The following is an 11,274-nucleotide window of genomic DNA, read 5'->3' on the forward strand; positions in this document are numbered from 1 at the left end:
TGAGCGGCTGGCGGGTGAGGTCGGCGGGCGGGGCGTCGGCGGCGGGCGGGTTGCCTTCGATCAGGCCTTGCTGCCCCAGCACGTCGGCGACGCGCGGCATGCGCCCGTCCACCGGGCGGTCGGCGACGGCCGGCGGCTCCGGTTCGCCGCCCTCCGCCAGCGCGAAGTCGAGCAGCCGGTGCGTGTAGTCGTAGGTCGGCCCCAGCACCTGTCCGCCGGGCAGATCCTTGAAGGCGGAGCTGATGCGCCGCCGGATCGCCATGGCGGCGGTGTCCAGCGGCTCCGACGCGCCGAAGCGGACCAGCGTGGTGCGGTAGGCGCGCAGCAGGAAGATCGCCTCAATCAGATCGCCTTGGGCCTGCTTGATGGCGAGCGCCGCGAGCTCGCGGTCGTGCACGGAGCCCTCGGTCATCACCCGGTCGACGGCGAGGCCGAGCTGCCCCGCGATCTGGTCGAGCGTCAGCTCCGGCACCGCGGGGGCGCCGCGGCGCTCCGCCGCCATCAGGCGGTGGGCATTGTCGATGGCCTTCTCGCCACCCTTAACGGCCACATACATGGGTCAGCCCTCCAGCCGGGTGGTGCGCGGCAGCGCGGCCAGCAGCCAGCCGCAGGTGAGGATCACGTCCACGCCGCGCGGGAAGGCGGCGCGGTTCTCCGCCAGCCAGCCGCGGAAGCCCTCGGGCAATCCGCCGGGCGACAAAGTCGCGCGATCACGGATGCCGGGGCCGGAGAGCGTCCAGCGCTCCCCCTTGGTCAGGGTCGGCACCTGCACCACCAGCGTGGCCGAGCGGTCGGGATATTCGTCGCCGCCCGCCTTGAAGGCCGACAGCGGCGGCATGACGGCGGGCTCGGCCACCACGGCGAAGTCCGCCGCGCCGGCATCCGGAACGATCGGGCAGCCGCAGTGGAAGCGCAGGTGCTGGCGCACCCGGTCGTTGCCGGCGGCGCCGTCCAGCCACACCGGCGTTTCGTAATCGGCCAATGCCAGCAGCACCGCGGCGGTCGCGGCCTCCAGCGGCGCCGGCGCGGTGACGTGCAGCGGCAGCTCCACCAGCGAGCCCGGCCGGGACATGGCGTCGAGCACCGCGCGGAACACCCGCTGGGAATCCAGGACCGGTTCGGGGAAGCCCGGAAGCAATCCGTCCATGCTCAATCCTCCCCGCGCACCATGGTGAAGAAGTCCACCCGCGTGGCCGCCGCCTCGCGCGCCGCCCGGTCGCGGCGGGTGGCCATCGCGGCCTCCAGCCGGTCGATTTCTGGGGCCACCGCGGCATGGCGGGCGGGATCCTGCATGAGGGCGTCGAGCACCGCGGCGCGCTCCGCATGGTCCGCCCGGCGCCCGGCCACCCAGGCGTGCCCGACAGCGCCGCCCTCGAGCCTCACCGAGCAGCGCGTCACGGTCATCTCACCCAGGTTGAAGGGCGCGCCGTCGCCGCCCGTGCGCCCGCGCACCATCACCAGCCCGGTCTCGGGCCGGCGCAGCAGCTCGTAGGCGGGCTTCGGCGCGAGGCGTTGCCAGGCGGCGGCGACTTCGTCGGGCGCCGCCTTGGCCAGCACGCCCATCCAGCGGCGCCGGCGTTCTGTGTGCTGTTCCGTGTGTGGGTCGGATGTGTGCAGGGCGGGCATGGACCAATCTCAAATTTGTCTAGACATCTACACTTTATTCTGGCACAGGTATGCGTGTCCGGCGCCCGGGGCGCAAGGCTGCAAGGGTGAAATTTCCATGACGGAGCAGGACATCGCCCGCGGGACGGGCATGGCGCTGTGGCGCCAGATCGCCGAGCGGCTGGAGCGCGACATCGTCGCCGGCAACCGCCAGCCCGGCGAACGCCTGCCCACCGAGCTGCAGATGGCGGAGGAGTTCGGCGTCAACCGCCACACGGTGCGCCGCGCCGTGGCGGCGCTGGCCGAGCAGGGCTTGGTCCGGATCGAGCAGGGGCGCGGCACCTTCGTGCAGGAGAGCGTCATCGACTACCGGGTGAAGACGCGTACGCGCTTCTCGGAGAACCTGCTGGGGCACAAGCGCGAGCCATCGGGCACCTTCCTGTCCATCCGCGAGGAGCCGGCGGAGGAGCCGGTCGCCAGGGCGCTGGAGATCCGCAAGGGAACCCCGGTCTTCGTGGTGGAGCGTCTTGGCGAGGCCGACGGGCGGCCGATCACCATCGCCTCGCACTATTTCCCCAAGGCGCGCTTCCCCGGTCTGCCGGCGGCGCTGCGCGAGCTGGGCTCGATCACCCGGACCATGGAGCGCTTCGGGGTGGGCGACTACACCCGCAAGGTCACCCGCGTCACCGCCCGCAACGCGCGGGCCGCCGACGCCCGCCTGCTCCAGCAGGCGCCCAACAAGCCGATCCTGATGACCGAGGGCATCAACATCGACTCCGCCGGCCGGCCGGTGGAATACAGCGTCGCCCGCTGGGCCGCCGACCGCGTGCAGATGGTCTTCGAACCGGGGGCGTGAGCCCCTTCACCAAAAATTCACCCAGCCCCGCCATCGCCGAGCGTATGAGCGGGGGCCGGACCCAAGCCCAGAGGGGGACAGGTTGGAAACGCACATCCGCGGCGCCCGCGTCCTGATGCCGGACAGCACTTTCGCCGACACCACCGTGACCATCGCCGAGGGCCGCGTCGCCGCGCTGGGTGAACGCCCTTCGGGCCGGGTGATCGAGGCCGGCGACCTGTTGCTGCTGCCGGGCATCGTCGATCTGCACGGCGACGCCTTCGAACGCCAGCTCATGCCGCGCCCGCGCGTGCATTTCCCCATCGACATGGCGCTGGTGGACACCGACCGGCAGCTCGTCGCCAACGGCATCACCACGGCGTTGCACGGCCTGACCTGGTCGTGGGAGCCGGGGCTGCGCGGGCGCGAGGCGGCCGTCGGCTTTCTGGAGGCGCTGGAGCGGCTGCGGCCGACGCTGGCCTGCGACACCCACGTCCATCTGCGCCACGAGGTCTACAACACCGGCGCGGCGGAGGAGATCGAGCGCTGGCTGGCCGCCGGGCGCGTGCGGCTGCTCGCCTTCAACGACCATCTGCCGATGTTCACCCGGAAGATCGGCCAGCCCTCCGCCCTCGCGCAATACGCCGAACGCGCGCACATGAGCCTGGAGGCCTTCACAGCCCTGGTTCGCGAGGTGGCGGAACGGCACGGCGAGGTCGATTCCACCAACCGCCGGCTGGCCGCCGCGGCGCGCCGGCACGGCGTGGCGCTGGCCTCGCACGACGATCCGTCGCCGGAGGTGCGGCGGCACTTCCACGCGATGGGCTGCACGCTGTGCGAGTTCCCGCTCGGCCGCGCCACCGCGCAGGAGGGGCGGCGGCTCGGCAACGGCGTCATCGTCGGAGCGCCCAACGTGGTGCGGGGCGGCAGCCACACCGACAGCGGCCTGCGGGCCGCCGATCTGGCGGCGGAGGGGTTGGCCGACGTGCTGACTTCCGATTACTACTATCCGGCGCTCGCGCACGCCGCCTTCCGGCTGGCGCGCGAGGGGCTGATGGCGCTCGGCGATGCGTGGAAGCTGATCTCGACCAACCCGGCGCGGCTCGCCGGCTTTGCCGACCGCGGCTGCATCGCGCCGGGCCAGCGCGCCGATCTCGTGCTGGTGGATGGCCGCGCGCCGGACCTGCCGCGCATCGTCTCCACTCTGGTGGCCGGGCGGACCGTCCACGCCGACCGGGACCTGCTGAGCGGATTGGCGGCATGAGCGACCGGCGGCGGTTCGCCCTCTATTTCGCGCCGGAGGACGACACCGCGCTGGCACGCTTCGGCTGGTGGTGGCTGGCCCGGCGGCCCGATCGCGCGGAGCCGGAGCCGCTGCCCGCCGTCGGGCTCGATCCCGCCGCCCAGATGAAGCTGATCGCCGAACCGCAGCGTTACGGCTTCCACGCCACGCTGAAGGCCCCGTTCCGGCTGGCCGAAGGCACGAACGCAGCCGCGCTCCACGACGCTGCGGCGGCCTTCGCCCGCGCTCGGCGTCCCTTCGCCGAGGCACCCTTCGCGTTGAAGGAACTGCACGGCTTCCTGGCGCTGCGGCCCAGCTGCCCGTCGCCGGCCATCGAGGACCTCGCCGCCGGGTGCGTGCGCGCCTTCGAGCGGTTCCGGGCTCGTCCCACCGAGGCGGAACGGCGGCGGCGCCTTGCCGCCGGTCTCTCCGACCGGCAGAGGGACCTCTACGAGGCCTGGGGCTATCCCTACGTCTTCGAGCAGTTCCGGTTCCACATGACGTTGACCCGGGCGCTTCCCGATGCTGAGCGCGCCGCCATCCGCGACCTCCTGACCGATCTCGGCGCCACGGCGCGGGCGGAGCCGGTGGAATTCCGCTCGCTCTGCCTGTTCGAGCAGGCAGGACCGGAGGCGCCGTTCGTGCTGACGGCGCGCTTTCCCTTCGGCGGCTGACCACGGCTGGAGTGCGACGGCGCCTGTGCCCGTGATGACGGGGATTGATCTTTATCAACGCGCCCGTAGCGGGCCCCTGGTCGAATGCACACAGGTTCCGTATCATGCGGAACCTCGGAGGACGGAATGGCGGGCATTGGCCGTTTCCTGACGGCATTGGCGTTGGTGGTCTCGCTGCTGCTCGGTGCGGCGGCGGGGGCGTCGGCGCACGCTCTCATGACCGATCCTTCCGACCACGCGGCGCACCACGGCCAAGCGCCCTGCTGCGACCACGACCGGCAAACGCCGGCCGGCGAGCATCCCGGCCAGAAGCAGCACGCCATGCCGATGGCGGCCCCGTGCTGCCCCGGCCTTGCCGCGCCGACCCGGGTCGAAGCGGTCCGCACCGTCTTCGTCCGTCGCGTCCCCTGGCAGCCGGCCACCGTGCACCAGCCGGCCGCCCGCTTGATCGCTCCTGAGCCGCCGCCTCCGAAGTCCGCCGCCTGACCGGTCGCGACCCGCCGCACGCTGCGGCGGCGTGTTCGCGCGACCCATCCATCCCCAATCGAGCGGATAGGGCCGACGCCATGCCCCTCCCGGCTGTCCGGGTGGTGCCGCGGATTCGGCCGAACAGGCGGAAAGACTATGGCCGCATTACAAAACTCACGTCTGTCGCGGGCGCTGATCGCCGCGACGACCGCGCTGCTGTTGGGCAGCGGACTGGCCGGGGCGGCGGAACCATCCGGCGACATCCGGCACCTCATCGACACCGCCCGGCGGATGAACCCCGAGGCCGCGGTGATGGCTCTGGAAGCCGACGCCGCCGCGGCGCGGATCGAGTCGGCCGGCGCGCTGGACGACCCGAAGTTCAAGGTCGAGCTGGAACTGCCCCGCAACGAGCCCGGCTACCTGCCGCGCCGCCGCGCCGGGCAGGAGCTGTATCAGGTCCGGCAGATGTTCCCGCTGTGGGGCAAGCGCGATCTGAAGCGCGAGATCGCCGCATCGGACAGCCGCAAGGCCGTCGCCGCCCAGGCCGAGGTGGCCAACCAGCTCGCCTACCGCGTGAAGGTCGCCTACGCCGAATACCATGCGGCGCATCTGGCGGCCGACGAGACGCGGGCCCTGCTGGGCACCGTGCGCCGCCTGTCGGACCTGGGGCGCGCCCGCTACGCCCAGGGACCGGGCAAGCAGCAGGACGTCACCGGCGCCAACGCGGAGGCCGGCGTGCTCACCGCCGAGCTGGCGCGCATGGACGCCGACCGCCGGCGCGCCCAGGTGCGACTCAACGGGTTGCTCGCCCGGTCGCCCGGCACGCCGCTGCCGGCCAAGCCGCAACCCCGCCCGGTGCCGCCGCTGGAGGTGCAGCCGGCGGAAGCGCTGGCCGACCGCGCCCGCGCCGACTACCCGCCGATCCGCGCCCAGCTCGCGCAGATCGACTCCGCCGACAAGACGCGGCAGCTCGCCGAGCGGAGTTGGTACCCGGACGTCGAACTGGGCCTCGGCGCCATGCGGCGCGAGGGACGCTTCGACGGCTACCAGGCGATGGTCGAGGTCAACATCCCGCTCTACGCCGACCGCCGCCGCGCCGAGCAGCGCGAGGCGGCGTCCATGGCCGGAGCCGCCCGCGCCAGGCTGGAACAGCTGCGCCTGGAGGTGACCACCGAGCTGCACGAGGCCTACGCCATGCTGGGTGCGCTCAAGGAGCGCAAGCGCATCGTCCGTGAGGTCACCCTGCCGCAGGCGCGCATCGCGCTGGAATCGGCCGTGCGCGGCTACGAGCTGGCGCGCGGGGACTTCCCCAACCTGCTGGTGGCGGAGCAGACGCTGCGCCGCGCCCTGGTCGAATACGTGACCGTGACGTTCGAGGAGCAGATCCGGCTGGCCGAGATCGAGCGCCTGATCGGAGGTGAACTGTGACCCGTTCCGCCATTCTTCTCGCCGCCCTGCTGGCCGGTTCGCTCGCCGCCGGAAGTGCCGCGCTCGCGCAGTCCGGCCACAATGGGCACGGCGCCCCGGCTCAACCGAAGGTCCTCTACTACAAGAACCCCATGGGCCTGCCGGACACCTCGCCGGTGCCGAAGAAGGACCCGATGGGCATGGACTACGTCCCCGTCTACGAGGGCGAGGACACCGCGTCCGGCACCGTCACCATCAGCCCCGACAAGGTGCAGAAGCTGGGCGTGCGCACCGACGCGGTGACGCGGCGCGCCATCGCCCGTCCGGTGCGCGCCGTCGGCACCGTGCAGGTGGACGAGCGCCGGCTGTTCGTCGTCGCGCCGAAGTTCGAGGCGTGGATCGAAAACCTGCTGGTCGACACCACCGGCGCGCCGGTGCGCAAGGGGCAGCCGCTGATGGAGGTCTACAGCCCCGAACTGGTGCTGGCTCAGCAGGAGTATCTGGTGGCCCGGAAGTCCGGCGGTGGCGACCTGGCCGAGGCGTCGCTCCAGCGCCTGCGCAACTTCGACGTTCCCGAGGAGGAGATCGAGCGGCTGCGCAGGACCGGCAAGGCGTCGCGCACGCTGACGCTGCGCGCCGCGGCCGGCGGCGTGGTGCTGGAGAAGGCGGCGGTGAAGGGCATGCGCTTCATGCCCGGCGAGACGCTGTACCGCATCGCCGACCTGTCCGGCGTCTGGCTGATCGCCGACGTGTTCGAGCAGGACCTGGGCTTCGTCAAGCCGGGCCAGGAGGCCGACGTCACCGTCAACTCGCTGCCCGGCAGGGCGTTTTCCGGTAAGGTCGGCTTCGTCTACCCGACGCTGACCGCCGAGAGCCGCACCGGCCGGGTGCGCATCGAGCTGCCGAACGCCGACGGGCTGCTCCGGCCGAACCTCTACGCCACCGTCCACCTCAACGCCGACCTCGGCGCCGGAGCGGAGCTGGCGGTGCCGGAATCGGCGCTGCTCGACACCGGCCGGCGGCAGGCGGTGCTGGTCGAGGTCGGCGAGGGCCGCTACGAACCGCGCGAGGTCAAGGCCGGCGCCCGCGCCGACGGCTTCGTGCAGATCAGCGCCGGTCTGGACGAGGGCGAACGCGTCGTGGTGCGCGCCAACTTCCTGATCGACTCCGAAAGCAACCTGCGTGCGGCCCTGGGCAGCTTCGGCGGCGCCCAGCACCAGCACCAGTAGGCGGAGGGCATCGCCATGATCGCCGCCGTCATCCGCTGGTCCGCGCGCAACGCCGCGCTGGTCCTGCTGGGCACGCTGTTCCTCATCGGGGCCGGCGCCTACTCGGTGTCGCGCATCCCCTTGGACGCGCTGCCCGACCTCTCCGACGTCCAGGTCATCCTCTACACCGACTACCCCGGCCAGGCGCCGCAGGTGGTCGAGGATCAGGTCACCTATCCGCTCACCACCGCCATGCTCAGCGTGCCGAAGTCCAAGGTGGTGCGCGGCTTCTCGTTCTTCGGGGCGTCCTTCGTCTACATCATCTTCGAGGACGGCACCGACATCTACTGGGCGCGCTCGCGCGTGCTGGAATACCTGAACTTCGCCGCCAAGCGGCTGCCCAACGGCGTCACCCCGACGCTGGGGCCGGACGCCACCGGCGTCGGCTGGGTCTACCAGTACGTGGTGCTGGCCAAGGACCGCACGCTGGCCGAGCTGCGCACGCTGCAGGACTGGTACCTGCGCTACCAGCTCACCAAGGCCGAGGGCGTGGCCGAGGTCGCCAGCGTCGGCGGCTTCGTCCAGCAATACCAGGTCGTCGTCGATCCGCAGAAGCTGCAGGCGTACGGCGTGCCGCTGGCCAAGGTGGCGCAGGCGATCCGCACGTCGAACCAGGACGTCGGCGGCCGCGTCGTCGAGATGGCGGAAACCGAGTACGTCGTGCGCGGGCGCGGCTATCTGCGCGGCTTGCACGACATCGAGGAGATCGTCCTCAAGGTGGACCGCGGCACGCCGATCCTGCTGCGCGACGTGGCGCGGGTCGAGATCGGCCCGGACGAGCGCCGCGGCCTCACCGAGCTGAACGGCGAGGGCGAGGTGGTCAGCGGCATCGCGCTCCAGCGCTACGGCCAGAACGCGTTGAACGTCATCCGCAGCGTCAAGGACAAGCTGGCCGAGCTGAAGGCCGGCCTGCCGGAAGGCGTGACGGTGGAGAGCGTCTACGACCGTTCGGAGCTAATCCTGCGCGCGGTCGAGAACCTCAAGCACACGCTCATCGAGGAGAGCGTCATCGTTGCCCTGGTCTGCATCGTCTTCCTGCTGCACGTGAGGAGCGCGCTGGTCGCCATCGTCACGCTGCCGGTCGGCGTGCTCATCGCCATCATCGTCATGGACGGGATGGGCATGACCTCGAACATCATGAGCCTGGGCGGCATCGCCATCGCCGTCGGCGCCATGGTGGACGCCTCCATCGTGATGATCGAGAACGCCCACAAGCGCCTGGAGCACGCGCCGCCGGACGCCAACCGGGCCAAGGTGCTGATCGACGCGGCGGTGGAGGTCGGGCCGGCGTTGTTCTTCAGTCTGCTGGTGATCACCGTGTCCTTCCTGCCGGTGTTCACGCTGGAGGCGCAGGAGGGCCGGCTGTTCAAGCCGCTGGCCTTCACCAAGACCTTCGCCATGGCGGGGGCGGCGTTCCTGTCGATCACGCTGGTGCCGGTGCTGATGCTGCTGTTCGTGCGCGGCCGCATCGTTCCCGAGCGCAGGAACCCGGTGAACCGTCTGCTGATCTGGCTGTACCGGCCGCTGATCAAGCTGGTGCTGCGCGCCAAGATCCTCACCATCCTGATCGCGTTGGGCATCCTGGGCTGGTCGGTGGTGCCGGCGAGCAAGCTGGGCAGCGAGTTCATGCCGGCGCTCAACGAGGGCACCATCCTCTACATGCCGAGTACGCTGCCGGGCCTGTCGATTACCAAAGCGGCGGAACTGCTCCAGGTGCAGGACCGCATCATCAAGAGCTTCCCGGAGGTCGAGTCGGTCTATGGCAAGGCCGGCCGCGCCGCCACCGCCACCGACCCGGCGCCGACCGAGATGTTCGAGACGGTCATCAACCTCAAGCCCAAGGAGCGATGGCGCGACGGCATGACCTACGAGAAGCTGGTGGCGGAGCTGGACACCGCCTTGCAGATGCCGGGCATCTCCAACGCCTGGACGATGCCGCTGAAGGCGCGCATCGACATGCTCTCCACCGGCATCCGCACGCCCATCGGCATCAAGGTGTTCGGCAAGGACCTGGAGGAGATGGAGCGCCTGGCGCGCGAGATCGAGGCGGTGGTCAAGCGCGTGCCCGGCACCACCAGCGCCTACGCCGAGCGCATCGTCGGCGGCTACTACCTGGAGATCGATCCGAACCGCGCCCAGCTCGCCCGCTACGGCCTGACCGTCGGCGACCTGCAGGACACCATCCTGACGGCGCTGGGCGGTGAGATGGTGACGACGACGGTCGAGGGGCGCGAGCGCTTCTCGGTCAACGTGCGCTACCCGCGCGCTCTGCGCAGCGATCCCGACGCCATCGCCAGCCGCATCCTGCTGCACCCGGAGGCGGGTGGGGCGGTGCCGCTCGGCCAGCTCGCCTCGGTGCGGCTGACCAAGGGGCCGGCGACGGTGCGCACCGAGAACGCGCTCTTGTCCGCCTACATCTACGTCGACATCCGCGACCGCGACATCGGCGGCTACGTCGCCGAGGCGCGCAAGGCGGTTGCCGATCAGGTGGCGATGCCGGCCGGCTACTACGTCACCTGGAGCGGCCAGTTCGAGTACATGGAGCGCGCGGCGGAGAAGCTGAAGATCGTCATCCCGGTGACCATCGCGATCATCTTCCTGCTGATGTACCTGAACTTCCGCCGGATTACCGAGACGCTGATCGTCATGCTGTCGCTGCCGTTCGCGCTGGTTGGCGGCGTCTGGTACATGGCGTTCCTCGGCTTCAACCTGTCGGTGGCGGTGGCGGTCGGCTTCATCGCGCTGGCCGGCGTGGCGGCCGAGACCGGCGTGGTGATGCTCATCTACCTCGACCACGCGCTCGAGGACATGAAGCGCACGCGCGCCGCCGAGGGCCGGGCCATGACCCGGGGCGACCTCTACGACGCCATCATGGAGGGTGCGGTCGAGCGCGTGCGTCCGAAGATGATGACGGTCGTCGCCATCATGGCCGGCCTCTTGCCGATCATGTGGAGCACCGGCACCGGCTCGGAGGTGATGCAGCGCATCGCCGTCCCGATGATCGGCGGCATGATCTCGTCCACCGTGCTCACGCTGCTGGTCATTCCGGCCATCTACGCCCTGGTCAAGGCGCGCGAGGTGGGCCGCCCCACCGCGGCGCCGCGGCCTCCTCACCAGGACCTCAATCCCTTGCAAACTGAAACGGAAGGAACCGATCGATGCGCCGTACCCTCAGCCTGATCATCGCCGCCGGTCTCGCCCTCGGCATCGCCTCCGCGGCGCAGGCGCAGATGCACAACCACGGAGCGGCGCCCGAGCCGGCCCCTGTGCAGAAGGCGGCGGCGCAGTCCGCTGCCAGCACCGGCAAGATCAACCGCGTCGAGGCGGGCAAGAAGGTTGTCAACCTGACCCACGGGCCGATCCCGGCGCTCAACTGGCCGGCGATGACCATGGACTTCGGCGTCGCCCCGACGGTCGATCTCAGCGCCTTGAAGGTTGGCGACACCGTCGCCTTCACGGTCGGCAAGGATGCCAAGGGCATGTACCTGATCGACTCGATCAAGCCGGCGAAGTAGGGGCGCTCACGCTTGAGCCTGCTGCGGGTTTCGTGTCGGTACAGTGCGGAGCCCGCAGGACGGCGTGATGAAGGAACGCAGGCAGGAATCCCGCCGCGGGTGAGGGCATCCGTGGCGGGACCGACTCTCACCCCGCCGCGCGGATCATGTTGCGGGCGATGACGAGCTGCTGGATCTGGCTGGTGCCCTCGTAGATGCGGAACAGCCGGACGTCGCGGTA

General features: G+C 70.9%; 12 protein-coding genes. 8 read left to right on the forward strand and 4 right to left on the reverse strand.

Annotated features, from left to right (window positions below):
- The 3 genes from TSO221_RS31090 to phnG all read right to left on the reverse strand — a co-directional run.
- On the reverse strand, window positions 1-556 hold a 556-nt coding region (locus tag TSO221_RS31090; protein ID WP_146208960.1), incomplete at its 3' end, for a carbon-phosphorus lyase complex subunit PhnI.
- Between the two features lie 3 nt (window positions 557-559).
- Window positions 560-1,147 carry a phosphonate C-P lyase system protein PhnH gene (gene phnH / locus TSO221_RS31095; RefSeq protein WP_109122371.1) on the reverse strand — a complete coding sequence of 196 codons (588 nt, stop codon included), beginning with the start codon at window positions 1,145-1,147 and terminating at the stop codon, window positions 560-562.
- A 2-nt stretch (window positions 1,148-1,149) separates the two neighbouring features.
- Complete coding sequence (gene phnG, locus TSO221_RS31100; protein ID WP_109122372.1) at window positions 1,150-1,626, reverse strand: phosphonate C-P lyase system protein PhnG; 477 nt, start codon at window positions 1,624-1,626, stop codon at window positions 1,150-1,152.
- A 97-nt stretch (window positions 1,627-1,723) separates the two neighbouring features.
- Here phnG and phnF point away from each other — a divergent pair, with 97 nt between their 5' ends.
- The 8 genes from phnF (at window position 1,724) to TSO221_RS31140 (ending at window position 11,054) form a co-directional block, all read left to right on the forward strand.
- Window positions 1,724-2,461 carry a phosphonate metabolism transcriptional regulator PhnF gene (phnF, locus tag TSO221_RS31105; RefSeq protein ID WP_247878350.1) on the forward strand — a complete coding sequence of 246 codons (738 nt, stop codon included), beginning with the start codon at window positions 1,724-1,726 and terminating at the stop codon, window positions 2,459-2,461.
- Between the two features lie 82 nt (window positions 2,462-2,543).
- On the forward strand, window positions 2,544-3,704 hold the full coding sequence (locus TSO221_RS31110; RefSeq protein ID WP_199229704.1) for an alpha-D-ribose 1-methylphosphonate 5-triphosphate diphosphatase: 1,161 nt from the start codon (window positions 2,544-2,546) through the stop codon (window positions 3,702-3,704).
- The gene (locus tag TSO221_RS31115; protein WP_109122374.1) at window positions 3,701-4,396 is read left to right on the forward strand and encodes a DUF1045 domain-containing protein; all 696 of its coding nucleotides are present in this window, start codon (window positions 3,701-3,703) and stop codon (window positions 4,394-4,396) included. The genes TSO221_RS31110 and TSO221_RS31115 overlap by 4 nt, the downstream gene beginning before the upstream one ends.
- A 126-nt stretch (window positions 4,397-4,522) precedes the next feature.
- Window positions 4,523-4,882 carry a hypothetical protein gene (locus TSO221_RS31120; RefSeq protein ID WP_109122375.1) on the forward strand — a complete coding sequence of 120 codons (360 nt, stop codon included), beginning with the start codon at window positions 4,523-4,525 and terminating at the stop codon, window positions 4,880-4,882.
- A 138-nt stretch (window positions 4,883-5,020) separates the two neighbouring features.
- Window positions 5,021-6,292, forward strand: a complete 1,272-nt coding sequence (locus TSO221_RS31125; RefSeq protein WP_109122376.1) for a TolC family protein — start codon at window positions 5,021-5,023, stop codon at window positions 6,290-6,292.
- Window positions 6,289-7,500 (forward strand): efflux RND transporter periplasmic adaptor subunit, encoded by a 1,212-nt coding sequence (locus TSO221_RS31130; RefSeq protein WP_247878351.1) that lies wholly within the window; start codon window positions 6,289-6,291, stop codon window positions 7,498-7,500. Before TSO221_RS31125 ends, TSO221_RS31130 begins: the two co-directional genes overlap by 4 nt.
- Before the next feature lie 15 nt (window positions 7,501-7,515).
- On the forward strand, window positions 7,516-10,719 hold the full coding sequence (locus TSO221_RS31135) for an efflux RND transporter permease subunit (RefSeq protein WP_109122377.1): 3,204 nt from the start codon (window positions 7,516-7,518) through the stop codon (window positions 10,717-10,719).
- The gene (locus TSO221_RS31140; protein WP_109122378.1) at window positions 10,698-11,054 is read left to right on the forward strand and encodes a copper-binding protein; all 357 of its coding nucleotides are present in this window, start codon (window positions 10,698-10,700) and stop codon (window positions 11,052-11,054) included. Before TSO221_RS31135 ends, TSO221_RS31140 begins: the two co-directional genes overlap by 22 nt.
- 127 nt (window positions 11,055-11,181) lie before the next feature.
- On the opposite strand, the gene TSO221_RS36985 is transcribed toward TSO221_RS31140, so the two are convergent.
- On the reverse strand, window positions 11,182-11,274 hold a 93-nt coding region (locus tag TSO221_RS36985), incomplete at its 5' end, for an acyl-CoA dehydrogenase family protein (protein WP_146208961.1).

This window comes from Azospirillum sp. TSO22-1, from assembly GCF_003116015.1.
GTDB lineage: Bacteria > Pseudomonadota > Alphaproteobacteria > Azospirillales > Azospirillaceae > Azospirillum.

Bases quoted from the DNA above. Each gene is read 5' to 3' on its own strand.
- TSO221_RS31120 (WP_109122375.1), top strand. From the start codon at position 4,523: ATGGCGGGCATTGGCCGTTTCCTGACGGCATTGGCGTTGGTGGTCTCG.
- phnH (WP_109122371.1), bottom strand. From the start codon at position 1,147: ATGGACGGATTGCTTCCGGGCTTCCCCGAACCGGTCCTGGATTCCCAG.
- TSO221_RS31125 (WP_109122376.1), top strand. From the start codon at position 5,021: ATGGCCGCATTACAAAACTCACGTCTGTCGCGGGCGCTGATCGCCGCG.
- phnG (WP_109122372.1), bottom strand. From the start codon at position 1,626: ATGCCCGCCCTGCACACATCCGACCCACACACGGAACAGCACACAGAA.
- phnF (WP_247878350.1), top strand. From the start codon at position 1,724: ATGACGGAGCAGGACATCGCCCGCGGGACGGGCATGGCGCTGTGGCGC.
- TSO221_RS31140 (WP_109122378.1), top strand. From the start codon at position 10,698: ATGCGCCGTACCCTCAGCCTGATCATCGCCGCCGGTCTCGCCCTCGGC.
- TSO221_RS31135 (WP_109122377.1), top strand. From the start codon at position 7,516: ATGATCGCCGCCGTCATCCGCTGGTCCGCGCGCAACGCCGCGCTGGTC.
- TSO221_RS31115 (WP_109122374.1), top strand. From the start codon at position 3,701: ATGAGCGACCGGCGGCGGTTCGCCCTCTATTTCGCGCCGGAGGACGAC.